This is a genomic window from Streptomyces cyaneochromogenes (assembly GCF_003963535.1).
Lineage (GTDB): Bacteria > Actinomycetota > Actinomycetes > Streptomycetales > Streptomycetaceae > Streptomyces > Streptomyces shaanxiensis.
This window is the reverse complement of sequence record NZ_CP034539.1, coordinates 830,440-855,278: the sequence shown is the minus strand read 5'-3', so window position 1 is coordinate 855,278 and position 24,839 is coordinate 830,440. Positions and strand designations below refer to the sequence as shown.

The window sequence follows — 24,839 nt, the reverse complement described above, 5'->3', positions numbered from 1 at the left end:
CGTGGATCACCCGCCGAGCGCAAGAAGAGCAACGCCCATTGCGCAGGATGCAACGGCTGGAGGTGCGGTTTCCGGAGCTGTTCGGCGGATGATGCCCGAGGGCTACCAGTCGCCGTCCTGCACCGGCTTCCCCTGCGCGTCCTTGAGCGGCTGCACCTGGCCCGGCGCAGGCGCCTGCCAGGGCTCGTGGTCGTCGCCGAGCCAGTCGCCGACCGGCTTCACCGACTCCAGTGTGTCCGTGGGGGCGAGGTCCTCGGCGTCCTGGTCGTAGTAGTCGAACCAGGGCAGCCCCGCGCGTGTGTACGCCGCCCGGTCCACCGGCGACGGCGGGGGAGCCTCACCGGTGATGCGGCGCCACTGCGGAGGCGTCACCAGGTGGACGAAGACCCGCCCGGCGGGGCGGTCCGCCCAGTCCGCGAGCGGGCGGTCGTCCTCGTAGACCTCCTGCCGCATCGAGCCGCCGACGCCCAGGCCCATCGCCGCGGCGGCCCGGGACCGCCGACCTGCCGGAGCGGCGGCCGGTGCCGGGACCGCGCCCTGGGGAGCCGGTGCCGCCATGGGGAGCGCGGCACCGAAACCGCCCGAGGGCGCGACGGCCCGCGCCAGCTCCGCCCGGCGCCGCTCCTCAGCGCGCCACTCGGCCAGCCGGGGCTCCGTCAGCGGGAACGACTGCAGCTGAACGCCGCCCCAGACCTCCTCGCCCGTGACCTGGCCCTCGACGGTCGCGCCCAGCCCCAGCGGCACCGCCACGAACTGGCGGACCGTGCCCTTCCCGGAGTTGATGCCGTCCAGCCAAGGCTGGCGGGGCAATACGAGGTAGTTCTGCGGCCTGCGGGACAGCCGCTCGCTCCACGGCTTCCCCGAGACCGCGCACACCTTGCCCACCCCGACCTGGAGTGCGGCGGGCTCCGTGGTGCCGCCGAAGCTGAGCCACATCGCCTCGCGCAGATACACCGGCAGCATCACACCGCCGCGCGCCCGCCACGCTTCGGGCACCGTGTCCGCGTAGTCCGCGACCCGCCGGACCGGGAACTCGCCGAGCCCCGGCGGCAGCGGATGCGTGCCCGACTCGGGCAGCCGCAGGGTGCGGATGAACCGCACCGCCACACCGCCCGGCAGCCGCAGCGTGTTTCCGTCGATCCGTACGGTCGTGTCGGCCATCGGCGCGCTCCCTCGCATCAGGCGCCGGCCCCGTCCCGGCGTCCCTACCGAGAACGCTCGCTGATGCCGGTGCGGTTCCCCCACAGCTGCTCCTGAACGCCCATGCGCTCGCGCAGCCGGGTCAGACGCGGCATCCTCACCCGCTGCTCCTGCGACACCCGGTCCAGCTCCTCCAGCAGGCGACGCGAGCGGTGCTCGGTGTCGAGCTCGTCGAGGATGCGGTTCACCTCGGTCAGGACGGCACCGTGCAACTGCCAGTGCCCGCTCTCGCGCTCGGCCTCCTCGCGCAGCAGCAGGGCGAGTTTGTCGCGGGTGCCCACGGCCGTGCGCAACTCCGCGGACAGCCGGGACTCGGCCGCGTCGGCGTTGCTGCTGACGTGCGTGGTGACCAGCACCGAGAAGCTGACGACCGCGTCGGCGATCTCGGACAGCAACTGCTCCACGACGGCGCCCGTCTCCTTCGCGAACAGCGGCTCGGGCTCGCGTTCCTTCGCGAGGTCGGTGAGGGTGCGGGCGAGCACCCGCAGGACGACCGTGCAGATCTCCAGCGTGTCCAGTCCGGTGCGCAGCACCACCCGGTGCAGCAGGCTGTCGCGCACGCGCGGATTGAGCCGCAGGCTGTCCTCGGCCTGCCTGAGCGCCGCGTCGACCTCGATGATGTCGTGGTCGAGCCGGCGTGCCTCGTGCAGCCGTGCCGCGGCTTGCTCGAACGGCTGGCGTCCGGCGGCCTCCTCGCCGATGCGCAGCATCAACTGCCGCAGCCGGCGGGCCAGTCCCTCCAGCGACTCACCGGCCTCCTCCACCCACACCGGTGGCGCGAGGAGCAGATTGAAGCCGAGCCCGACCACCGCGCCGATCAGCGTCTCCAGGATCCGCGCCCATGCCGTGTCCCCGACGGTCGTGACGCCGAGGACCAGCATCGCGCTGATCGCCACTTCGGGCACGTACTCGTCGACCCGCACCAGATGCCCGACCACCAGCGAGGCCACGATCAGCAGCGCCAGGCTCCACCAGGTCAGGCCGACCAGGAGGCTGAAGGCGATGGCGACCAGCACGCCGGCCACCACGGAGTTCACCCGGCGGATCCCGTTGGTGAGCGTGGCGTACAGCGTGACCTGGACGACCAGCAGCGCGGTCAGCGGTGCGGTCAGCGGCGCGGCCTCGGGGCTCAGGCGCAGCGCGATGACGTAGGCGATCGTCGCCGCGGCCGCCGACCGCAGCGTCTGGACCACCACGGGATCCCGGCGCAGCTTCCCGAGCCGCTCCTGGAACGCCGTCCCCTCACGTACGTCTGGCATCCTCGGGCCGTTCCCTTTCCACTGTCACAGATGCTGCCGACACACCGAATGCGGACCGTAACAGTCCGCAAGGCACCCCAGAGTGATCGCAGCGACCGGAGTACGGCAAGAGGGCGGGCTGGTGATCGTGGACACCCGCACGAGGCCGGGTGGTTCACCGGTCCGGGACCGCGGGTCGATCGGGCCGGGACTGGGGAAAACCCCCGCCGCCACCCCGAGGTTGTCCGCCTCCGAGGACGGAGGACCGCCGGATGGCCCCCGACCGCCTCCGAGCGCAAGTCTTGGATCATGAAACGGCATAGGACGGTATTAGCCCTGACCCTGTTCATCATCCTCGCCGCCCTGACGACCAGCATCCCGGCCGCGGCGACACCGGCCGCCACCACCACGGTCGTCGAGGCGCTCGACCGCGCCGCCCACCCCCTGCGGACGGTCGAGCCAGGCGGCGGCACCGGCGATCTGCGCCCCCTTGACCGGATGATCGGCGACGCCCGGGTCGTCGGCCTCGGCGAGGCCACCCACGGCTCGCACGACTTCTTCGCCCTCAAGGACCGGGTCCTGCGCCACCTCGTCGCGGAAAAGGGCTTCCGCACCTTCGCCCTGGAGGTCCCCTGGAGCACGGGTGCGCGCCTGAACGACTACGTGCTCTACGGCAAGGGCGACCCCCGGCGCGTCATGCGCGAGGAGTTCCAGCGGGACTACCTGTGGTGGAACAACACCGACTGTCTGCGGCTCGTCGAGTGGATGCGCGCCTACAACGTGCGGCACCCCGGCGACCCCGTCCGCTTCACGGGCGACGACATCGCCTGGTCCGGGCCCGAGCTGTACGACGCCGTCGAGGAGTACGTGGCCGGCGCCCGCCCCGAGCTGAGCGCCCGCCTCGCCGCGCTCTACCGCGGTCTGCGGCCGACCGTGCGGACCGGCGCGTACATCGAGCAGTACCTGCGGTTGCCGTACGCCGAGCGCGAGGAGCGGGCGGAGCGCACGGGCGAGGCGCTCCGGTTGCTGCAACGGCAGGTCCCGGGCGCCGGCCGGGAGGCGTACGAGGGTGCCGATCGCGAGGCGTACCTGTGGGCCGTCCAGCAGGCGAGGGTGATCGACCAGACCGCCCGGCAGTACGCCTTCGACTTCGAGGACCCCGCGGAGGTCGCCGCGGCGATGCGCTACCGCGACGGCGCGATGGCCGCCAACGTGGTGTGGTGGCAGCGGCACACCGGCACCAAGGTGCTGCTGTCGGCGCACAACAACCACGTCGGGTACGTGCCGGAGGAGCCCGCCGAGAACCCGAAGGTGCAGGGCGCGTTCCTGCGCGAGAGCCTCGGCACGGGCTATGTGAGCGTCGGCCTGACCTTCGATCACGGCTCCTTCAACGCCACCGGCCTGGACGACGAGGTCATCCGCCGCTGGACGCTGGGCCCGGCGCCCCCCGGTGGCAACGAGCGGACCCTGGACCGGGTGCGGTACCGCGACTACCTGCTCGACCTGCGGTCCGTCGGGGCGCCGGCCGGCGACTGGCTGCGGCAGGCCCGGCCGACGCGCAGTATCGGCACCGCCTACCCGGACGGGCCGCACGACATCGCGCTCGCCCGCAGCCACGACGTCCTGATCCATCTGCACCAGGTGGAGGCGTCCGGGCTGCGGGACCGGTGAGGTGCGGCGCCCCCCTCAGACGTACAGCTTGTCGACGAAGGCGGCCAGATTGCCCGCGGTCCGGGCGATCTGCTCCTGCACCGTCAGGCTCTCCTCGAAGCGGGTCCCGGACTCCAGGGACTTCTTGCCGCGGACATAGAGCGAACACGCGAGGTCGGTGCACATGTACACGCCGACCGAGTTGCCCTCACGGCCCGCCACGCCCGCCTTGCGGGCCGTCATCAGGGAAACGCCGCCTCCCGGATGCGTCGTCAGACACAGGGAGCACATGCTGCGGTGCAGAAAGCCGCGCTGCGAGGACGGGAAGCGGAGGGTGACGCCCACCGGGCGGCCGTCCCGTTCGGTGACCAGGTAGCTGCGGTCGGGCGCGCCCGGATCCCGCCAGCCGAGGAAGTCGAGGTCGTCCCAAGGGCGTTCGTCGAGATCACGCGGTACGGACAGGCGCTTGGCCTCCCCTTTCGAGCAGTTGATGAAGGAGTTGCGGATGTCCTGCTCGGTGAGCGGCTTCATGGGGCTCTCCAGGGGCTGGTGGGCGGTCGGTCGGTGAAACCTAGAGGCACTAGGTTCAGAGCTAGGGTAGGCAGCCAGTTGAGGGGGAGCCAGTGAATTTCGGCCTTGTCGGGTCACCGCCCACCCCGGCGGCGACCGCCGGCGCTGGGAGAGCCGGACGAGCGGGACGCCCCGCTGGAAGTGCCTTGTGCCGTCATTCGTCCGCGGCACCGTCGTGGCTGGTCGCGCCCGCGCGGCGGAGCCGCATATTGATTCAGCCCCGGGCCCCTTCAGGGCGCCGCACCGGCGTGCGCTTCGCCGACCTGTCGAAGCGCGCAGCGCGCGGCCTACTCCGCCTCCGGAACCGTGGGCGTCGGCGGCCACACCCCGCAGGCGAGCACGCCCAGCGCATAGGCGCGGGCGACCAGTTCCGTACGGTTCGCCGCGGTCCACCGGGTCGACAGGCGTCGCAGGTGGTAGTTCACGCCGTCCACCGTGAGGCCGGTCTCCCGGGCGGCCCGCGCGGTGGTGGCGCCTCCGGCGAGCAGCGCCAGGATGCGTGCCTCCGTCGGCGAAGCCTGGGCGGGCCTGCGCTCCCGGGCCTCGCGCTCGCCCAGGACCCGGAGCATCACCAGCAGCGCCGGCGTGTCCTCCACGGTGTCGCTCACCGGGTCCGCCGTCAGCTCCCCGTAGCGCTCCGCGCCGTCGGGCGCCTGCCAGCGCACCGACACCTGGTAGCGCGAGCGGTGCCGCAGCCGCAGCGCCTCGGCGATCCGCTCCACCTGGGTCGTCTCCTGCGGCCGGAACAGCTCCAACACGTCCCTGCCGCGCAACCGCCCCGGGGTCGTACCGCACTCCGCCGCCATCGCGGGATTGGCCAGCTGGACCGCGCCGTACACATCACAGACCGCGACCGGCACCGAGACACGGTCGAAGACCAGCAGGGCGCGGTTGCGCCACACCACGGCCTCCGGGCGGGACCAGTCCACCAGCACCTCCGGTCACTCGACGCAAGGCCGACGTACCTCCATGGACTACATAATCATGTAGTGCCGGGGTGCGGGTGGCCGGGGCAGGTCGATCACGCTGGATCGCAGTACTCCCGTACCGCGAAAGGCAGTTGTCGCGCCATGCCCCCCACCGCGCCGCACCCGCAGACCACCGACACCCTCCCCGACGTCCCCGTCGTCGACATCACCGCCGTCGGCCCCGGCCGCACCCCGATCCAGCAGGTCATGGACCTGATGCGGGAGCACGGGCCGGTGCTCGTGCGGCGGCTGCACGGGCGGGACGTGCTGTTCACCGCCGACCTGGACCTGGTGGCCGACCTCGCCGACGAGAAGCGGTTCGCCAAGCACGTCGGGCCCGCCCTGGAGAACGTGCGCGAGTTCGCCGCCGACGGCCTGTTCACGGCGTACAACGACGAACCGAACTGGGCCAAGGCGCACGACATCCTCATGCCCGCCTTCGCGCTCGGCTCGATGCGTACCTACCACCCCGTGATGGTGAAGGTGGCCCGGCGGCTCATCGCGTCCTGGGACCGCGACGCCCGCGCCGGACAGCCGGTCGACGTCGCCGACGACATGACCCGCATGACCCTCGACACCATCGGCCTCGCCGGCTTCGGCTACGACTTCGGCTCCTTCGAGAGGGCCGAGCCCCACCCCTTCGTCGAGGCGATGGTCCGCTGCCTGGAGTGGAGCATGTACCGCCTGGCCCGCGTCCCGGGCGAGGACCACTCGGCGGCCGACGCGGCCTTCCGGGACGACTCCGCCTACCTCGCCCGGGTCGTCGACGACGTCATCGCCTCCCGTGCGGGCACCGACGAGCGCGCCGCCGACGATCTGCTCGGGCTCATGCTCAGCGCCGAACACCCGGCCGACGGCACCACCCTCGACGCCGCCAACATCCGCAACCAGGTCATCACCTTCCTGATCGCCGGCCACGAGACGACCTCCGGCGCGATGTCCTTCGCGCTGTACTACCTCGCCAAGCACCCGACCGCACTCCAACTGGTCCAGCGCGAGGTCGACGAGCTGTGGGGCGGGCAGGCCGACCCCGAGCCGACGTACGACGAGGTCGGCAAGCTGACCTACACCCGCCAGGTCCTCAACGAGGCACTGCGGCTGTGGCCCACGGCCGCCGCCTTCAGCCGCCACGCCCTCCAGGACACGATGCTGGGCGGGCGGGTCCCGCTGCGCGCCGGGCAGTCCGTCACCGTGCTCGCGCCGATGCTGCACCGGCAGCCGGTCTGGGGCGACAATCCCGAGCTGTTCGACCCCACCCGCTTCACGCCGGAGGCCGAGGCGGCCCGCTCGGTGCACGCCTTCAAGCCCTTCGGTACCGGTGAACGCGCCTGCATCGGGCGGCAGTTCGCGCTGCACGAGGCGACCATGCTGCTGGCGATGCTGGTCCACCGCTACCGGCTGCGCGACCACGCCGACTACCGCCTCACGGTCAAGGAGACCCTCACCCTCAAGCCCGACGGCTTCACCCTCACCCTGGCCCCGCGCACCCCCGCCGACCGCCTGCACACCCCGCTGCCCGGCGCCGCCCCCGCGACCACGGAAGCCGTGACCGACACGGCCGCCCTGCCCGCCCGTGTCCGCCCCGGCACCAGCGCCCTGTTCCTGCACGGCAGCAACTACGGAACCTGCCGCGACTTCGCCGACCGGCTCGCCGACGAGGCCGCCGCGATCGGCTGCGAGACACAGGTCGCGCCCCTCGACGCCTACGCCGGCGGCCTGCCCACCGACCGCCCGGTCGTGATCACCGCCGCCTCCTACAACGGCCGCCCCACCGACGACGCCACCGCCTTCGCCGCCTGGCTGGAGGAGGCGGGCGACGCGACGGACGTCACCTACGCCGTCCTCGGCGTCGGCGACCGCAACTGGGCCGCCACCTACCAGCACGTCCCGACCCGCTTCGACGACCGCCTCGCCGGACTCGGCGCCACCCGCCTCCTCGACCGGGCCGCCGCCGACGCCTCCGGCGACCTGACCGGCGCGGTGCGGGACTTCACGGCCCGGCTCCGCACGGCCCTCCTGGAGCAGTACGGCGACCCGGAGGCGCCAGCGGCCGACGGGATCGACGAGCCCACGGCGGCCTACGAGGTCCGCACCCTGACCGGAGGCCCCCTGGACGCCCTCGCCGAACGGCACGGGCTCGTCCCCATGACGGTGACCGAGGCGCACGACCTCACCGCCCCCGGCCACGCCCGCCGCAAGCGCCTCGTCCGCGTCGCCCTGTCCGACGGCGTCACCTACCGCACCGCCGACCACCTCACCGTCCTGCCCGCCAACGCCCCCGACCTCGTCGACCGCGCCGCCGCCTCACTCGGCGTGGACCTCGACACCGTCCTGGACATCCGCGCCACCCGCCCGCGCCGCGACGGCCTCGCGCTGGACCGGCCCTTGACGGTGCGTCAACTCCTCGCGCACCACGTCGAGTTGCAGGAGCGTCCGAGCGCGTCCCAGCTCTCCGTCCTCGCCGCCGCCAACCCCTGCCCGCCGGAGCGCATGGCGCTGGCGAACCTGACCGACGACCCACGCACCCTGGTCGAGGTGATCGAGGACTTCCCGGCGCTGCGCGGCGCCCTGGACTGGCCGACGCTTCTCGACCTGCTCACCCCGCTGCGCCCCCGCCACTACTCCATCTCCTCCTCGCCGGCGGCCGACCCCGGCCACGCGGACCTGATGATCTCCCTGCTCCAGGCCCCCGCACGCTCCGGCAAGGGCACCTACCGGGGCACCGGATCCGGATACCTCACCTCCGTCCGGCCCGGCGACACGGTGTACGCCCGCGTCCAGCCGTGCCGGGAGGTCTTCCGGATCGACGGCTCGACCCCGGTCGTCATGGTCGCGGCGGGCACGGGCCTCGCCCCCTTCCGCGGCGCGATCGCCGACCGTACGGCGGCCCTGGCCACAGGCGCCGAACTCGCCCCGGCCCTCTGCTACTTCGGCTGCGACGCCCCCGACGCCGACTTCCTGCACGCCGGGGAACTGCGCGCCGCCGAGGCCGCCGGTGCCGTATCGCTCCGCCCCGCCTTCAGCGCCGCCCCGCAAGGCGGCATGACCTTCGTGCAGCACCGCATCGCCGCCGAGGCCGACGAGATCTGGGAACTGCTCGGCGCGGGCGCCCGGGTGTACGTCTGCGGGGACGGCTCGCGCATGGCGCCGGGCGTGCGGGAGGCGTTCCGTACGCTGTACCGGGAGCGCACGCCGGGCGCCGACGACGCGGTGGCCGGGCGGTGGCTCGACGGGCTGATCGCGGACGGCCGCTACGTCGAGGACGTGTACGCGGCCGGCTGACCGGCAGGGGAGGGGTGGGCGCACGGTGGTGGACTCCTGGGAACGGGCCCGGCAGGTCCTGGACGCGGCGGGCATACCGCCGGGACACCTCGCCCACCTGCGCCCGCTGTCCGGCGGCACCTACAACACGGTCGAGGAACTGCTCCTCACCGACGGCCGCCGGTACGTGCTCAAGGTGCCGCCCGCGTCGACCGTCCCGGGCCTGACCCACGAGAGCGATCTCCTGGTGTCCGAGGCGGAGTTCTACCGCGCGGCCGCGAAGGCGGACGTGCGGGCCCCGCACGTCGTCGCCATCGGCAGCCACCTGCTGATGACCGCCTGCCCGGGCGAACCCTGGAACGGCTCGCTCACCGCCACCGAACAGACGGCCCTGCGCACGGAGCTGGGCCGTCAGGTCGCCCGCCTGCACACCATCACCGGGCCGGGCTTCGGCTATCCGTCCGGCGCCCTCGGCCCGCTCGCCCCCGACTGGCGCACGGCGTTCACCGGAATGCTCGACGCCGTCCTGGAGGACGCCCGCCGCTACCGCGCCCGGCTGCCGCGCCCCGCGGACAACGTCGCCCATACGCTCCGGACCGGTTACGACGCGCTGGACGAGGTCACCGTCCCGCGTCTGGTCCACTTCGATCTGTGGCAGGGCAACATCCTGGTGGACCGTGCGTCGGGACAGGCCCGGATCGGCGGCCTCATCGACGGCGAGCGCATGTTCTGGGGCGACCCCCTGGCCGACTTCGTCTCCCTGGCGCTGCTCGGGGACATCAAGAAGGACGAGGCGTTCCTGGCGGGCTACCGGGAGGCCGGAGGGCGGACCGACTTCGACGTACCGGCCCGCCTGCGCCTGGCCCTCTACCGCAGCTACCTCTACCTGATCATGCTCACGGAGACGGTCCCGCGTGCCGCCGACGCCGCCCAGGAGCGCTGGGTGCGGGAGACGGTCGCGCCGGAGCTGGTGGCGGGGCTGGCCGAGGTCGAGGACCTCACGTCGTAGGTCACAATGGGGACGGTTCGAACGGGGTGGAACAGGGCTGGTCCGAAGGGAGCCGCATGGCGGGGCGGAACGGGCGCACGGTACGGGACCTCAGGCGGGGCAACCGCACGGCCGTGCTGCAGCGCCTCTACTTCGACGGCCCCCTCAGCCGTTTCGAACTCGGCCCGGCGACCGGGCTCAGCTCCGGCTCCGTCAGCAACGTCGTCGCCGAGCTGATCGCCGACGGCCTGGTCGAGGAGGCCGGCAGCGTCGACTCCGACGGCGGCCGCCCGCGCATCCTGCTGCGCGTGGCTCCGGGCAGCGGCCACATGATCGGCGTCGACGTCGGCGAGACCCGGGTGCGGATCGGACTGTTCGACCTGACGCTCACCGAACTCGCCCGCGCCGAACGGCCCTTGGCGCAGGCGCGGTACGAGGTGGACGGCATCGTCGGCCATGTGCGCGACGGCGTCGCCGAGGTCCTCGAGGGCGCCGGCATCGGGCCCGAGCGGCTTCTCGGCGTCGGGATCGGTGTCCCCGGGATCGTCGAACACACGCCGCGGACCGGTGCCGTGGTGCACGGGCAGACGATCGGCTGGGACGCGGTGCCGCTGGAGCGGCTCCTGCGCGACGGCTCCCAACTCCCGGACGACGTCCCGTACTTCATCGACAACGGCGCCAGGACCCTCGGCCAGGCCGAGATGTGGTTCGGCGGCGGACGAGGCGCCCGCAGCGCGATCGTCGTGCTCTTCGGCTCCGGCGTCGGCGCCTGTCTGGTCGCTCCCGAGGTGGAGCAGGGGCGGGCGGTCGAGTGGGGCCATCTGACGGTACGGGTCCGGGGGCGCCGCTGCCGGTGCGGTGCGCTCGGCTGCCTGGAGGCCTACGCCGGCGCGGAGGCGCTGCTGGAACGCTGGCGTGAGGAGGGCGGCGGGGGCGTGCCGGAGGGTGCCGACGAGGAGACCGCGCTGGCCGCGATGCTGGCCGGCGCGTATCCGCCCGAGGGCGAGTCGGCCGACTCCGGGGCGCTCGCCGTACTGGAGGAGACGGCGGAGTACGTGGGCGCCGGCCTGTCCGACCTGATCAACCTCTTCCAGCCCGAGCGCATCCTGATCGGCGGCTGGGCGGGTCTCCAGCTCGGCGCCCGGTTCCTGCCCGCCGTACGCCGGCACGCGGCCGCGTACGCCCTGCGGCATCCGGCCCGCAAGGTCACCGTGGACCTGGGCCGGCTCGGCCCGGACGCGGTCACCGTCGGCGCCGCGATCCTGCCGCTGGCCGACTTCTTCGCGCGCGGCGGCCGACGTGCCGAGCCGGCGCCCGAGGGCCCGCCCTCCGCTCGGGGCGACTCCCTCGCCGAGCGGGTGGCGCCCTGACGTTTCGCCGGTGTGCCAGGCGGTACTCGCGGGACGCTCGGACGATGCCAGGGAGGTGCACCATGGCCGACAACGGTCGCGAGGCGCCGGACCGGACCGGCGAGCCCGTACCGCGGGACCTGCCGGACCAGCAGGCGGACACGGGCGAGGACCCGTGGGAGGTGCCTGTCGAGCCGGTGGACGACGCCACCGAAGCCGACGACGTCCCCGACACGGACGAGGCGGGCACGGGCCGGCAGGGCGCGCCCCGGTCGGGCACGGCCCCTTCCGAGGATCCGGCACCCCAGGAGCCGTCCGGCTGAGCTAGGCCCGCCAGGTGGGGGTCGCCCGGTTCGACTCCGCTCGGTCCGGGGGCAGGCCACGCTGCGGGTCAGCCCACGTTGCGGTTCAGCCCACTTTGCGGCCCCGCATCGGCTCGGTCGGCGCGCCTGCGCCGTGCCGGAGGCCGTCCAGGAACTCCTCCAGCACCTCGGTCGCCGTGCGGTCCGGGCGCCAGCCCAGTTCCGTACGGGCGCGGGCGCAGTCCATCAGCGGCAGCCGGAGGACCGCGTCGAACAGATGCGGAGAGGCGGGCAGCAGATGCAGCCCCCACGCGGCGGCGATCGCCGAGCGGGCCGCCGTGCGCGGGAGCCGGACCGGGCGGGCGCCGAGCATCCCGCCCAGCAGCTCCGCGTCGACCGGTGGTTCCGCGGCGAGGTTGAAGGCCCCACGGACGTCGGACTTCACGGCGAGCTGATACGCCCTGGCCGCGTCGTCGGTGTGCAGGGCCTGTACCCGCAGTCCCGGGACGTCCGGCAGGAACGGCAGCAGGTCGGGACGCGCCGCCGGCCCCGGCAGGAAGCGGCCGCCGAAGATGCGGCGCTGCTCGCTCGCCGACTCCCGCTTGAACAGGAAGGCCGGCCGCATCCGCACCACCCGGACCTTGGGGTGGGCCCGGTCGAAGGCGTCCAGCGCCCGCTCCAGATAGGCCTTCTCCCGGCAGTACGCGGCGTCGGGCCAGCCGTGCGTCGGCCACGACTCGTCCACGGCGTGGTCCTTCGGCCCCGGCGAGTACGCGCCGACCGACGAGGCGTGCACCAGCGTCGGCACCCGCGCCGCGGCGACCGCCTCGAACACGCGGATGCTGCCCAGCACGGTCGTCCGCCAGGTCACCGCCGGATCGTGCGTGGGCTGGAACGCCCAGGCCAGATGGACGACGGCGGTCGCACCCTCGAAGAGGTCCGTTGGATCGGCCTGCTCGGAGGCCAGATCGACCGTGGCCCAGTCCGTCTTCGGCGGCGACCAGTCGGGCATCCGGCGGGCCAGCCCCAGGACGGAGCCGACCTCGGGATCCTCCGAGAGGAGCCGCACCACGCTCGTGCCGACATTGCCCGTGGCGCCGGTGACGACGACCCTGTGCGCCGGTTCGCTGCTCACCTGCGGCTCCTCTCGCGCGGTGGGACGGGAGCCTCCGAGTACCCGTCCCGAGATGCCCGCACGCCCCGGACGCGGCGCGCTACGAGGCGAACGCGTTCACGCCCGTCAGCTCCGCCGACAGCTCCCACAGGCGCGCCGCCTGCTCGGGGTCGACGGCCCAGTCCTTCACCCCGCGCATCGCACCGTCGGCCGGGGCGGGCTCGGCCACCTCGCAGTCCTCCAGGTACACGCCGCCGAGACCGGCCAGCTGGGGCGAGGTCGCCGCCCAGATCTGCGTGGCCGCGCCCTGCTGCGGGCTCTTGAAGCCCTCGGGGTTGAGCGGGGTGCCGTTCTCGTCGATCCAGCCGCGCTCCACCATCTCCTCCTGCGCCATGTGCCGCTGGAGCGGCGTGAGGATGGCGCCGGGGTGCAGGGCGAAGGCGCGGACGCCGGCGCTCTCGGCGAGCCGGTCCAGGTGGACGGCGAACAGCACGTTCGCGGTCTTGGCCTGCCCGTACGCCGCCCACTTGTCGTAGCCCTGCTGCCAGTGGACGTCGTCCCAGCGCACGCCGGTCAGATGGTGTCCGCCGGAGGAGACCGCGACGACCCGCGCGCCGCCGGGTTCGAGGGCCGGCCACAGCCGGTTGACCAGGGCGAAGTGACCGAGGTGGTTGATGGCGAACTGGGCCTCCCAGCCGGGCCCGACCCGCGTCTCGGGGCACGCCATGACACCGGCGCTGTTGATGACGAAGTCGACGGTGCGGCCGGAGTCGAGGAACCGGTCCGCGAAGCCGCGGACACTCTCCAGGTCGGCGAGGTCCAGCTCGTCCACCTCGATGCCGGGCACGCCCTCCAGTGCCTCCCGGGCATCCTCCGGGCGCCGCGCGGGGACGACGACGCGGGCGCCGGCCCCGGCGAGGGCCCGGGTGGTCTCCAGGCCGATGCCCGAGTAGCCGCCGGTGACGATCGCGAGCTTCCCGGTCAGGTCGATGCCGGCGAGGACGTCGTCGGCGGTGCTGGTGGCCCCGAAGCCGGAGCCGATCTTGTGCTGTGCAGTGCTCATGTCCAAAACGCTACGAATTGGAGCGCTCTCGAAGTCAAGCGGCACAAGTGAGGCGGCGGAACCCACGAGGCAGAACTCGGGCGGCAAAGGAAAGCCCCGACCGGACGGGGGATTCCGATCGGGGCGGTCAATCGTGGGCGCGGATGGCGGTCGCCTCTCGGCGAAACGCTCCACAGGGCTTCAGCCGAACGATCGTCCCTGTGGGCAAAAGGTGAGGCCCGGGGACACTGTCCCATCCGCACCCACGGGTGGTTCAACGGGAAACTACCGGTGGGTGTTCCTGGGATCGCCGCGATACGCGGTGACCTCTGTCACGCCCGAAACCTCACCGCTCGTGCGTCCAGGCCAGCAGCTCGTCGGCGCTCCAGGTGGTGATCACCCGCTCGGCGGGCACCCCGCACTCCTCGGCCCGCGCACAGCCGTACCGCTGCCAGTCGAGCTGACCGGGCGCGTGCGCGTCGGTGTCGATGGAGAACAGCACGCCCGCCGCCAGGGCCTGGCGCAGCAGGCGCCGGGGCGGGTCCAGCCGCTCGGGCCGGCTGTTGATCTCCACCGCCGTACCGGACTGCGCGCACGCGGCGAACACCTCGTCCGCGTCGAACTCGGACTCCGGCCGGCCCCGTCCGGTGACCAGCCTGCCGGTGCAGTGGCCGAGGACGTCCGCGTGCGGGTCGCGTACGGCGGCGACCATCCGGCGGGTCATCGCGGCCGCCTCCATCCGCAGCTTGGAGTGCACGGACACCACCACGACGTCGAGCCGCTCCAGCAGCTCGGGCTCCTGGTCGAGGGCGCCGTCCTCGAGGATGTCGCACTCGATGCCGGTGAGCAGCCGGAACGGCGCCCAGGTCGTGTTCAGCTCCGCCACCACCTCGAGCTGCTCGCGCAGCCGCTCGGCGGACAGTCCGCGGGCGACGGTCAGGCGCGGCGAGTGGTCGGTCAGTACCGCCCACTCATGTCCCAGCTCGGCCGCCGTCCGGCCCATCTCCTCGATCGGGCTGCCGCCGTCCGACCAGTCGGAGTGCAGATGGCAGTCCCCGCGCAGCAGCTCCCACAGCTCGCGTCCGCCCTCGGGCGGCGCGGCCGCGGGCCTGCCCTCCAGGTCCGTCAGATAGCCGGGCACCTCGCCGGCCAGCGCCTCGCGCACCACCTGGGCCGTCTTCGGGCCGACGCCCCGCAGCGACTCCAGCGTCCCCGCCTCCGCCCGCGCCCGCACCTCCTCCTCGGGCAGCCCGGCCAGCACGCGGGCCGCCGTACGGAAGGCGCGTACGCGATACGTCGGCGCCAGGGACCGCTCCAGCAGGAAGGCGATCCGGTTCAGCGCGTCGACGGGATCCATCGCCACCTCCTCCTCCAGGGTTCCCCGGAGCCGCCGCCTCCGCACAGCGGCGGACGGCGCCGTCCGCGCGGCCGTCCGCGCGGATCCTGGATGGCCTGAAAAATTCGTCGATGGCCTGAAGGATTCGTTGACGCGGATTGCGCTCTACGCTCTATGCATGACCGAAATCGCGAGCCCGCACATGTCACACCCGCGGATCATGGTGCTCGGGGTTCAGCCGGGCACGCCTCCGTTCCGCATCATGGAGATAGACGGTGTGGTCGTCGGTATGGCGAGGGCCATCACCGACGTCCTGGAGACCGCCGCAGCCTTCGGTATCACGGTTCACGACCTGGACGACCCGGAAGTGGTCCGCTGGGTGGGCGGCGACAAGTTCACCTGGATCCACCACTAGGCCTTGTCGTTGGGATCATGCCGCCGTCGCGGGGTCTGATCCGAACGACAGGGCCCAGACGGCCGGGTCAGCCGACCGTCCATTTCTGATTGGCCGCTCCCGTGCAGGTCCAGATCTGCAGCCGGGTGCCGTTGGCCGAGCTGTTGCCGGTCGCGTCCAGGCACTTGTCGGCCTGCGGATTGACGATGTCGCGCGCCGCGGTGACGGTCCATCTCTGGTTGGGGCCGCCGGTGCAGTCCCACAGCTGGACCGTCGTGCCGTCCGCGGTTCCGTTGCCGGTGGCGTCCAGGCACTTGCCGAGCGCGCGGAGGGTGCCGTCCGAGCCCGCGCTCCACTGCTGGGCGGCGGTGCCGTTGCAGTCGTAGAGCTGGACGGGCGTGCCGTTGGCGGAGTTCGCCCCGGCCACGTCGGCACACTTGCCGGCCAGCCCCCTGACCGCGCCGCCGACGGGCGAGTCGCCGGTGGTCACCGAGACGTGGTCAACGACCAGCTGCTGCGGGAAGACGGTGGAGCCGTCCGGGTCGCCGGGCCAGTAGCCGCCGACCGCCAGGTTCAGGATCAGGAAGAACGGCTTGTTGAACACCCAGGTCCGCCCGCCCAGGTCGGCGGGTGTGCGCCGCTGGTAGACGTTGCCGTCGACGGACCAGGTGATGGAGTCCGGCGCCCAGTCGATGGCGAAGGTGTGGAAGGCGTCGGCGAAGGCCTGCCCGTTCGGGAGGGAGTAGGCGGCGCCGATGCCGCCCGACCCGGAGTAGCCGGGACCGTGGAGGGTGCCGTGCACGGTCGAGGGCTCGAAGCCGACGTTCTCCATGATGTCGATCTCGCCCGAGTCCGGCCAGTTGACCGGCGTGCCGAGCATCCAGAACGCGGGCCACATGCCCTGCCCGCGCGGCACCTTCAGCCGCGCCTCGATGTGCCCGTACTGGGCGGTGAACTTCCCCGAGGTGTTCAGCCGGGCCGAGGTGTACTGACACGTGCCGTACCAGCACTGGTAGTTGGCCGGGTTCTCGCGCCGGGCCGTGATCACCAGGTGGCCCTGGCCGTCGAGCGCCGCGTTCTTGTTGCCGGAGGTGTAGTACTGCCGCTCGTGGTTGTTGACGTTGTCGCCGGTCTCGATCTGCCACTTCGAGGAGTCGACCGCGGCACCGGCGGGCCCGTCGAAGCTGTCGGAGAACGTCACCGCCGCGGGCGCGACGTCCGGCGGTTCCGCCTGCGCGGGGCCGATCGCGGCGGACGCGACCAGGACGGCCGACAGAGCGGCGAGCAGACACGTGCGGAGCAGGCGTGGGGAGGCCATCGTGCTCCCTTCCGTACGGCGGCCCGATGGACGGGTGCGCCGACCGAGGTGGGGGGTGAAGGTGTCGCCACTTGATTTAAGGAGTGAGATAAGAGGGCGTCAATACCTTGGTACGGACCAGAAGTTGGCCCCTCGTGCCGCCCGGCACGGTTCGTCCACCGCCGAAGTGTTCGGTTTCTAGGCTGCCCTCCATGAACGCCGCACACATCGGTGAGCTGCTCGCCGTCCTGGGCGCGGGCATCGCCGCCGGCGCGGTCAACGCCGTCGTCGGCTCGGGGACGCTGATCACGTTCCCGGTCCTGCTCGCGAGCGGCCTGCCGCCCGTCACCGCCACGGTCTCCAACGCGCTCGGCCTGATCCCCGGCTCGATCAGCGGCGCCATCGGGTACCGCCGGGAACTGGACGGTCAGCTCCGGCGCGTCCTGAAGTGGGGCGCCGGCGCCCTGCTCGGCGGACTCACCGGTGCCGCGCTGCTGCTGGCCCTGCCCGCCTCGGCGTTCGAACGGATCGTGCCGGCCCTGGTGGGGCTCGCCCTCGTGCTCGTCGTCCTCCAGCCGCTGATCAGCAGGAGGCTGCGCGCCCGCCGCGCGCGGAAGGGAAGGTCCGCACGCCCCGACGGCGGCCCCCTGCTGCTCGCCGGACTGACCCTGGCCAGCGTCTACGGCGGCTACTTCTCGGCCGCGCAGGGCATCATCTACGTCGCCTTGATGGGCATGCTCCTCGACGACGACCTGCAACGCCTCACCGCCGTCAAGAACGTGCTCGTCGCCGTGGTCAACTCCGTCGCCGCGCTGTTCTTCCTCGTCGTCGCCGACTTCGACTGGACGGCCGTCGCCCTCCTCGCGGCCGGGTCCGCGCTCGGCGGCCATCTCGGAGCGACGACGGGCCGCCGGTTGCGCCCGGCCGTGCTGCGTGCCCTCATCGTGGTGGTCGGAACGGTGGCCATCGTCCAGTTGGTTCTGCGCTAGGAACCAGGCTCCCTGGCATGCACCGTCCGGCTCAGTCGCCGCCCCAGCAGCAGGTAGCCGATCAGTGCTCCGGTGGTGTTGAGGATGACGTCGTCGATGTCGAAGGCGCGCCCCGTCACCAGCGCACCCTGCGCGAACTCGACCAGGAGCATGACGGTCGCCGTCAGCAGCAGCACCCGCAGGACGCCACGCGTGCGTGGCGCCACGACGGGGACGAGGATGCCGAACGGGACGCCGAGCAGCAGATTCCCGCCGATCTGCCGGACGGCGTCACGCAGTTCGGGCTGGTCCAGATAGGCCCGCAGGGAACGGCCCGGGTGCAGGTTGGTGTGGGTCAGGGCCTCCGACGCGGGCGACGGCTGCAGGGTGAGCTTCGCCAGTACGACGGCGAAGGCGACCATGAGCGCGAAGGCGCACAGCATCGCCAGGAGGCGGGCCAGGAAGCGCAGGGGCCCCAGTGCGGATCGCGGGGCGCGCCCGGCTTCGGCGGTGGGCTGCGGCTTGGTGCCACGCCCGGACTTGGTGCCACGCCCGGGCTTGCCGCCCGGCTTGGGCTTGGCGCGGCGCTCGGACTTCTTGGTGCCGTCCGCGGGCTTTGCGCCCTTCGCCGACTTGGCGGCGCCGGTGGTCTTGGAAGTGCCGGGGCGTAACGCGGCACGCGAACGTGGAATTCCACGAGCCATGCGATCCCTCCAGTCTTCAACTTCCTTTTGTGGAAAGGGATTACCCCGGTTCCGCGCCAGGATGCCCACCGCGCCACCGCCGCCGTGGCGGGAGCGACGGGATCAGGTCCCGTACATGACCTTCACCTCCTTGAAGCCGAGGGAGTGCAGCAGGCCTTCGAGCATGTCGGTGGTGTTGGACTCGGCGCGGGCCGTCAGTCCGCTCTGCTTGGCGGCGTCGCCGATGTGCCGCACCGCCAGCTTCTGCACGGCCTGTTCGCTGTTCGGGTTGTCCGAGAAGAGGTCGCCGAGGCGGTCGAGGAGACCGCGCTCCTTGGAGACGGCGTAGGAGCGGTCGGGGTCCAGGGACGGTTTGCCCAGGGCGGCGTGCGGGAGACGGAGCGTGGCGGACGTACGGTCGTCGTTGACCGTCACGTCGTCCTCGCCGACCTTGCCGAGGTCGACATAGGCGTCCACGGTGCCCGCGCCGACGTACAGCGTGCGGGTGCCGCGAATCGCGTCGGGCAGGAACTTGGCGTCCTTCTCCAGATCCACGACGATCTGGAAGTTGCCGGTGGCGGCGTCGTAGCGGCTCATGTCCTGGATGGACTGCAGCAGCGCCGGACCGGAGCGGTCGTGGGTCTCGGTGCCGAACAGGTCCTTGAGGCCGGGGATCACGCTCAGCCGGATCCCGGCGAAGAAGACGACGAGCACCAGGGCGAGGGCGCTCACCGCCTTCGCCCAGCCGGGCATGCTCTTGTTGACGCGCTTGATGGGGGTCGTCATGTCGACGTTCCTCCTTCCCTGTTCAACCAAGTACCCCCAAATCCCGTGCCGGACCTGTCCGTTGGCCGATTGCCGACCCTGACTGGAGCAGGGGCGGCGCACTAGCGTGGGAGCTGTCCGTACCCGCGCTTCTGGAGACCCGGATGAGCGCAGACAGCACGTCCCGGCCGCTCCGCCCCATGCACCGCATCAGCCTCCCCGAGCCCGGACCACCCCGGCTCGGCACCCTCGCCACGGGCACCCCGGTGTGGATCGTGACCCGGTACAGCGAGGTGCGGCAGGTGCTCATGGACCCCCGCTTCAACAGGAGTTCGCTGCACGCGCCGGACGCCCCGCCCCTGCTGGTCGTACCGAATCTGCTGGACTCTCCCGACGGGCTCGTCAACCAGGACGGCGCCGCCCACCAGCGACTGCGTGGCACGGTGCAGCGGGCGTTCACGCCCCGGGCCGTGGCCCGCTGGCGGCCCTGGGTGGCCTCGGTGGTCGAAGCGCTCCTCGACGACCTCGCCGCACAGGACCGGCCGGCCGACATCGTCGCGGCGTACACACGCCCCCTGCCCGTCTCGGTGATCTGCCGTCTGATGGGGCTGGAGCACGTGGACCGCGAGCGCATCCGGCACTGGGCCGACCACGCCCTGTCCGGCGGCGCCCACTCGGCCGAGGAAGTCGGCCTGGCCATGCGGGAGTTCGGGGAGTTCGCCGGTGAACTGGTCGCCGAGCGACGGAGGTCACCCGGCGACGACCTGGTGAGCGGGCTGGTCGCGGCGGGCGACGACCTCGGGATCGAAGAACGAAGGCTGGTCACCCTGGTCTGCGGACTGGTCGTCGCCGGCCACGAGACCACCATGACGGCCCTCGGCAACTCCGTCGTCTACCTCCTCACCGACGGGCAGGGCGCCTGGAAGGGGCTGGCCGAGGACGGGGACGCGGCGGCCACCGCGGCCGAGCAACTGCTGCGCACGATCCCGCTCAGCGAGGGCCGCGTCCTGCCCGGCCTGATCCGCCGCGCCGTCGAGGACACCGAGGTCGGTGGCGTGACGATCCCGGCGGGCAGCGTGGTCGCCGTCCAGACCAACTCCGCCGGCCGCGACCCGGACGTCTTCCCGCCCGGCGAGCCCGACCTCTTCGCCCCCCTGACCTCGCCCGGCGTCGCCTTCGGCGCCGGCCCCCACCACTGCCTGGGCGCCTGGCTCGCCCGCCTGGAACTCGAACTCGCCCTCCACCGCCTCGCCGCCCGCTTCCCCCACCTGCGCGCCGAGTTCACCCTCGAGACGATCGAGTGGCGGGAGGGCCAGATGACGCGGAGCCCGCTCCGGTTGCCCGTGTCGTGGTGAGGAGCGGGGCGCGGGCGACGAGCGGCTCCGTCAGTGCCGCCTCAGCTCCCGGTCCCCGGACACCCGCGACCACCACACCCCCTCGCCGCGCGTGAGCCCCGGCAGTCGCAGCTCGACCTCCCGTACCCGCCGGGCCGGCAGCTCGCCGGTGATCAGCCATGACGTCGATCCGCCCGTGGTGCCGCTGAACTCGGCACCGTCCGAGGCGAGTTGGGCCGTCACGGGGGACAGGGCGTCGAGCGGGATCTCCGCTTCGAACGCGTGGTACGGCTCGTACAACCGCGTCCGGGCTCCTTCCAGGGCACGCCGCAGCACGATCGGGGTGAGCCCCCGGAAGTCCGCGGCCGTGCTGATCGGCGCGCAGTAGCCGGACCGGATCAGGGTCACCCGGTAGTCGGTCACGGGCGCGCCGGACAGTCCCGTCCGCATCGTCGTGTGGACCGTGTCCTCGATGGCCTGGTGGAAGGCCCGGGGGAGGGCGCCGAGTTCCGTCTCGTACCCGAACGCCCCGCCCGAGCCGGGCGGTCCCGGTTCGACGCGCAGCCCGATCGTCGCCCAGTACTTGGTGCGGTCGTGCCAGGGCATCTCGAAGCAGGCCTCGCCGGTGCCGCGCGGCCGCTCCAGGAACCGCACCCGGCCCGGCTCGAAGTCGGCCTCCACACCGAAGTCCTGCCTGAGGGTCGCCGCGAGCACCTCCATCTGGACCTCGCCGTAGAGGAGCAGCGCGGTGGCGCCGGTGGACGCGGGGCGGGCGTGGAGCAGCGGGTCCTGGTCGGCCAGGGTCAGCAGGGCCGTGCGCAGGAGCGCCGCCTGCTCGGACCGCCGGGCCCGGACCAGGGTCTCCAGCGTCGGTGGCGCGAACTGCGGGGCACGGTCGCCGAGTTCGCCGAGCCGGTCGCCGACCCGGATACCCGGGACGCCGGTCAGCGCGGCGATGTTCCCGGCGGTGAGGGGTTCGGCTCCGCCGATCACGTCGAGGTGCGTCGCCCGGCCGGGGACCTCGCTGGTGCGGCCGTCGGGCTCGCGGCGCAGGAACGTCAGCCGCTGGCGCCGTGCCACCTCGCCGTCGTACAGACGCAGATACGCCGTGCGCTCACCGCCGGGTCCGGGCCGAACGGCGAACACCGTGCCGCGCGGCGCGCCGCCTCCCGACGCCGGTGCCGGCGGGATGAGCCGGGCAATGCCCTCGGTCAGTTCCCGTACGCCCTGGCCGCCGAGGGCCGAGCCGAAGAGGACCGGGTGGAAGGAGCCGTCGGCCGTTCGGGCGGCGAGGGAGCCGCGCACGTCGTCCGCGGTGGGTTCGGGGCCGTCGACGACCGCCGCCAGGATGTCCGGATCGACCTCGGCCAGCGCCTCGGCCACGGCGGCGCGGACCAGAGGGTCGTCGAGCGAGTTCGGCCGCACACGGGCGTCGGCGGTGCCGAGTCCCGCCACACCGTTCAGGGGCGCGACGTGCGGTGTCAGTCTGCGGCGGATGTCGGTGAGCAGGTCGTCGGAGCGGGCGCCCGCCCGGTCGATCTTGTTGACGAAGACGACCGTGGGCAGCCGCAGACGCCGCAACGTGCGCATCAGCACGCGCGTCTGTGCCTGTACGCCTTCCACGGCGGACAGCAGCAGCACCGCGCCGTCGAGGACCTCCAGGGCCCGCTCGACCTCGGCGATGAAGTCGGAGTGTCCCGGGGTGTCGATGAGGTTGATGTGGGTGTCGCCGACGGTGAACGCGGCGACGGCGGAGCGGACGGTGATCCCGCGCTGCCGCTCGATCTCGCCGTCGTCCGTGCGGGTGTCGCCGCTGTCGACGCTGCCGAGCCGGTCGATGGCTCCGTGGTCGAACAGGAGCCGCTCGGTGAGGCTGGTCTTACCCGCGTCGACGTGGGCCAGAATGCCGATGTTCAGGACGTTCGGGATGTTCGGGGTGTGCATGACTGGTTGAGTCCTCGAAGACCGTGGGCCGGTGGGGGCACTGGGTGATTTCGAGGAGTCGGCGCATGCGAGGGGTCCTGACGTGAGGGGAATCGGACGCCGTCATCATGGCGCGGCCCCGCAGGGGGGCGGCAACCGATTTTCGGGGCCCCGTAGCATGAGCCCGCCAGCAGAAACGATCATGCGAGGAGCCGAGCGTGCGCGAGATCGCCGTGTTCAGCGGTAGTGCCCACCCCGAACTGGCGGCGGAGGTCTGCGCTCATCTGGGGGTGCCGCTCAGTCCCAGCCGGGTCAGCCGGTTCGCCAACGACTGCCTGGAGGTGCAGCTCCAGGCCAACTGCCGGGAACGCGACGTCTTCCTGATCCAGCCGCTGGTCCGCCCCGTCCAGGAACACCTCGTCGAGCTGCTGCTGATGTGCGACGCCGCGCGCGGGGCGTCCGCCCGTCGGATCACCGTCGTCATGCCGCACTACTCCTACGCCCGCTCCGACAAGAAGGACGCGCCCCGCATCTCCCTCGGCGGCCGGCTCGTCGCCGACCTGATGGTGTCGGCCGGCGCGAGCCGTGTCCTCGCGATGACGCTGCACTCGCCCCAGGTGCACGGCTTCTTCACGGTGCCGGTCGACCACCTGCACGCGCTGCGCGAGCTCGCCGCGCACTTCCGGCAGTACGACCTCTCGCGGACGACCGTCGTCTCGCCGGACCTCGGCAACGCCAAGGAGGCCGCCGCGTTCGCCCGGATGATCGGCGCCCAGGTGGCCGCCGGCGCCAAGCAGCGGTTCGCCGACGACCGGGTCAGCATCAGCTCCGTCATCGGCGAGGTGACCGGGCGCGACGTCATCGTCCTGGACGACGAGATCGCCAAGGGCAGCACCGTCCTGGAACTCCTCGACCGACTGCGGGAGTTGGGGCCGCGCTCGATCCGCGTCGCCTGTACGCACGGCCTGTTCGCGTCCGGCGCGCTGAAGCGGATCGGCGAGCAGCCCGACGTACTGGAGATCGTGTGCACCAACACGGTGCCGGTCCCGGCGGAGGAGCGCACCGAGAAGCTGCGGATCCTGTCCATCGCCCCGGCGCTCGCCGAGGCCGTGCGCCGCATTCACAACGGGGAGTCCGTGAGCGCCCTGTTCGACGCGCCGGGAACCGAATAGACAGGAGGGAGCGGAGCAACGCCCGGTATCACCCGGATGCTCGGCGCTCGGCATCACCCGGATGCTCAGGAGGGCTCGCCATGGCGAAGGCGAAGTTCGAACGGACCAAGCCGCACGTGAACATCGGGACCATCGGGCACATCGACCACGGGAAGACCACGCTCACCGCGGCCATCACGAAGGTGCTGCACGACCGGTATCCCGACCTGAACCCGTTCACGCCGTTCGACCAGATCGACAAGGCGCCCGAGGAGCGACAGCGCGGCATCACGATCTCGATCGCGCACGTCGAGTACCAGACGGAGCGCCGGCACTACGCGCACGTCGACTGCCCGGGGCACGCCGACTACATCAAGAACATGATCACCGGCGCGGCCCAGATGGACGGCGCGATCCTGGTCGTCGCCGCCACGGACGGGCCGATGCCGCAGACCAAGGAGCATGTGCTGCTGGCGCGCCAGGTGGGCGTTCCGTACATCGTCGTCGCGCTCAACAAGACCGACATGGTCGACGACGAGGAGATCCTGGAGCTCGTGGAGTTGGAGGTGCGCGAGCTGCTCACGGAGTACGAGTTCCCGGGCGACGACGTCCCGGTGGTCAAGGTCTCCGCGCTCAAGGCCTTGGAGGGGGACCCGGAGTGGGCCCGGTCGGTGCTCGATCTGCTGGACGCCGTCGACACGGCCGTTCCGGAGCCGGAGCGCGATGTCGACAAGCCGTTCCTGATGCCGATCGAGGATGTCTTCACGATCACCGGGCGCGGCACGGTCGTCACCGGACGGATCGAGCGCGGCAAGCTGCTCGTGCACAGCGAGGTCGAGATCATCGGCATCCACGACCAGAAGACGAAGACCACGGTCACCGGCATCGAGATGTTCCGCAAGCTCCTCGACGAGGGCCGGGCGGGGGAGAACGTCGGGCTGCTGCTGCGGGGCGTGAAGCGCGAGGACGTCGAGCGCGGCCAGGTCGTCATCAAGCCCGGCTCGGTCACCCCGCACACGGAGTTCGAGGCGCAGGCCTACATCCTGTCGAAGGACGAGGGCGGTCGGCACACGCCCTTCTTCCAGAACTACCGCCCGCAGTTCTACTTCCGTACGACGGACGTGACGGGCGTGGTCACGCTGCCCAAGGGCACCGAGATGGTCATGCCGGGCGACAACACCGGCATGCATGTCCAGCTCATCCAGCCCATCGCCATGGAAGAAGGGCTGAAATTCGCCATCCGCGAGGGCGGCCGGACGGTGGGGGCCGGTCAGGTCACCAAGATCGTGAAGTAGGTGCCCTCGCT

21 protein-coding genes are annotated in these 24,839 nt (G+C 72.3%); 10 read left to right on the top strand and 11 right to left on the bottom strand.

Translation table 11 applies throughout. From position 1 onward, the window contains the following. Nucleotides 1-102: 102 nt before the first annotated feature. Together EJ357_RS03520 and EJ357_RS03515 are read right to left on the bottom strand one after the other, a co-directional pair. Complete coding sequence (locus tag EJ357_RS03520; RefSeq protein WP_126388494.1) at nt 103-1,161, bottom strand: hypothetical protein; 1,059 nt, start codon at nt 1,159-1,161, stop codon at nt 103-105. Nucleotides 1,162-1,205: 44 nt separating this feature from the next. Further along, the gene (locus EJ357_RS03515; RefSeq protein ID WP_126388492.1) at nt 1,206-2,459 is read right to left on the bottom strand and encodes an FUSC family protein; all 1,254 of its coding nucleotides are present in this window, start codon (nt 2,457-2,459) and stop codon (nt 1,206-1,208) included. A gap of 288 nt (nt 2,460-2,747) precedes the next feature. On the opposite strand from EJ357_RS03515, the gene EJ357_RS03510 reads away from it, so the two are divergent. After that, nucleotides 2,748-4,109, top strand: coding sequence for an erythromycin esterase family protein (locus EJ357_RS03510; protein WP_126388490.1), 1,362 nt, complete (start codon nt 2,748-2,750; stop codon nt 4,107-4,109). A gap of 15 nt (nt 4,110-4,124) precedes the next feature. On the opposite strand, the gene EJ357_RS03505 is transcribed toward EJ357_RS03510, so the two are convergent. Both EJ357_RS03505 and EJ357_RS03500 read right to left on the bottom strand, forming a co-directional pair. Further along, nucleotides 4,125-4,619 carry an FBP domain-containing protein gene (locus EJ357_RS03505; RefSeq protein ID WP_126388488.1) on the bottom strand — a complete coding sequence of 165 codons (495 nt, stop codon included), beginning with the start codon at nt 4,617-4,619 and terminating at the stop codon, nt 4,125-4,127. 326 nt (nt 4,620-4,945) lie between these two features. Continuing rightward, nucleotides 4,946-5,587, bottom strand: a complete 642-nt coding sequence (locus EJ357_RS03500; protein WP_126388486.1) for a PAS domain S-box protein — start codon at nt 5,585-5,587, stop codon at nt 4,946-4,948. Between the two features lie 141 nt (nt 5,588-5,728). Here EJ357_RS03500 and EJ357_RS03495 point away from each other — a divergent pair, with 141 nt between their 5' ends. From EJ357_RS03495 to EJ357_RS03480, 4 genes are all read left to right on the top strand, one after another. After that, nucleotides 5,729-8,908, top strand: coding sequence for a cytochrome P450 (locus EJ357_RS03495; protein ID WP_126388484.1), 3,180 nt, complete (start codon nt 5,729-5,731; stop codon nt 8,906-8,908). A 25-nt stretch (nt 8,909-8,933) separates the two neighbouring features. Then, nucleotides 8,934-9,896, top strand: a complete 963-nt coding sequence (locus EJ357_RS03490; protein ID WP_126388482.1) for a phosphotransferase family protein — start codon at nt 8,934-8,936, stop codon at nt 9,894-9,896. A 56-nt stretch (nt 9,897-9,952) separates the two neighbouring features. Beyond that, nucleotides 9,953-11,245, top strand: a complete 1,293-nt coding sequence (locus EJ357_RS03485) for an ROK family transcriptional regulator (RefSeq protein WP_126388480.1) — start codon at nt 9,953-9,955, stop codon at nt 11,243-11,245. Nucleotides 11,246-11,307: 62 nt separating this feature from the next. Further along, the gene (locus EJ357_RS03480) at nt 11,308-11,547 is read left to right on the top strand and encodes a hypothetical protein (protein WP_126388478.1); all 240 of its coding nucleotides are present in this window, start codon (nt 11,308-11,310) and stop codon (nt 11,545-11,547) included. Between the two features lie 85 nt (nt 11,548-11,632). Here the strand turns inward: EJ357_RS03480 and EJ357_RS03475 are convergent, their stop codons facing one another. The 3 genes from EJ357_RS03475 to EJ357_RS03465 all read right to left on the bottom strand — a co-directional run bounded on the left by EJ357_RS03475 (nt 11,633) and on the right by EJ357_RS03465 (nt 15,039). Continuing rightward, on the bottom strand, nt 11,633-12,661 hold the full coding sequence (locus EJ357_RS03475; RefSeq protein WP_126388476.1) for an SDR family oxidoreductase: 1,029 nt from the start codon (nt 12,659-12,661) through the stop codon (nt 11,633-11,635). 79 nt (nt 12,662-12,740) lie between these two features. Next, complete coding sequence (locus EJ357_RS03470; RefSeq protein WP_126388475.1) at nt 12,741-13,703, bottom strand: SDR family NAD(P)-dependent oxidoreductase; 963 nt, start codon at nt 13,701-13,703, stop codon at nt 12,741-12,743. A 325-nt stretch (nt 13,704-14,028) separates the two neighbouring features. After that, the gene (locus EJ357_RS03465; protein ID WP_126388473.1) at nt 14,029-15,039 is read right to left on the bottom strand and encodes a PHP domain-containing protein; all 1,011 of its coding nucleotides are present in this window, start codon (nt 15,037-15,039) and stop codon (nt 14,029-14,031) included. Between the two features lie 157 nt (nt 15,040-15,196). Between EJ357_RS03465 and EJ357_RS03460 the strand changes: the two genes are divergently transcribed. Continuing rightward, nucleotides 15,197-15,433 (top strand): hypothetical protein, encoded by a 237-nt coding sequence (locus tag EJ357_RS03460; protein WP_126388471.1) that lies wholly within the window; start codon nt 15,197-15,199, stop codon nt 15,431-15,433. A 67-nt stretch (nt 15,434-15,500) separates the two neighbouring features. On the opposite strand, the gene EJ357_RS03455 is transcribed toward EJ357_RS03460, so the two are convergent. Beyond that, nucleotides 15,501-16,730: a ricin-type beta-trefoil lectin domain protein gene (locus EJ357_RS03455; protein WP_126388469.1), complete on the bottom strand. Its 1,230-nt coding sequence runs from the start codon at nt 16,728-16,730 to the stop codon at nt 15,501-15,503. Nucleotides 16,731-16,921: 191 nt separating this feature from the next. Here EJ357_RS03455 and EJ357_RS03450 point away from each other — a divergent pair, with 191 nt between their 5' ends. Next, a complete protein-coding gene (locus EJ357_RS03450; RefSeq protein ID WP_126388468.1) occupies nt 16,922-17,698 on the top strand; it encodes a sulfite exporter TauE/SafE family protein in 777 nt (258 codons plus the stop codon). On the opposite strand, the gene EJ357_RS03445 is transcribed toward EJ357_RS03450, so the two are convergent. Continuing rightward, nucleotides 17,695-18,381, bottom strand: coding sequence for a VanZ family protein (locus EJ357_RS03445; protein WP_175647295.1), 687 nt, complete (start codon nt 18,379-18,381; stop codon nt 17,695-17,697). The two genes, EJ357_RS03450 and EJ357_RS03445, sit on opposite strands and share 4 nt — an antisense overlap. A gap of 102 nt (nt 18,382-18,483) precedes the next feature. Next, nucleotides 18,484-19,146: a DUF4230 domain-containing protein gene (locus EJ357_RS03440; protein WP_126388466.1), complete on the bottom strand. Its 663-nt coding sequence runs from the start codon at nt 19,144-19,146 to the stop codon at nt 18,484-18,486. A 143-nt stretch (nt 19,147-19,289) separates the two neighbouring features. Here EJ357_RS03440 and EJ357_RS03435 point away from each other — a divergent pair, with 143 nt between their 5' ends. Beyond that, complete coding sequence (locus EJ357_RS03435; protein ID WP_126388464.1) at nt 19,290-20,480, top strand: cytochrome P450; 1,191 nt, start codon at nt 19,290-19,292, stop codon at nt 20,478-20,480. 30 nt (nt 20,481-20,510) lie between these two features. On the opposite strand, the gene otr(A) is transcribed toward EJ357_RS03435, so the two are convergent. Beyond that, nucleotides 20,511-22,403 (bottom strand): tetracycline resistance ribosomal protection protein Otr(A), encoded by a 1,893-nt coding sequence (gene otr(A) / locus EJ357_RS03430; protein ID WP_126388462.1) that lies wholly within the window; start codon nt 22,401-22,403, stop codon nt 20,511-20,513. A gap of 197 nt (nt 22,404-22,600) precedes the next feature. Between otr(A) and EJ357_RS03425 the strand changes: the two genes are divergently transcribed. Then, complete coding sequence (locus EJ357_RS03425; protein WP_126388460.1) at nt 22,601-23,554, top strand: ribose-phosphate diphosphokinase; 954 nt, start codon at nt 22,601-22,603, stop codon at nt 23,552-23,554. 80 nt (nt 23,555-23,634) lie between these two features. Then, on the top strand, nt 23,635-24,828 hold the full coding sequence (gene tuf / locus EJ357_RS03420; protein WP_126388458.1) for an elongation factor Tu: 1,194 nt from the start codon (nt 23,635-23,637) through the stop codon (nt 24,826-24,828). Nucleotides 24,829-24,839: the final 11 nt, after the last annotated feature.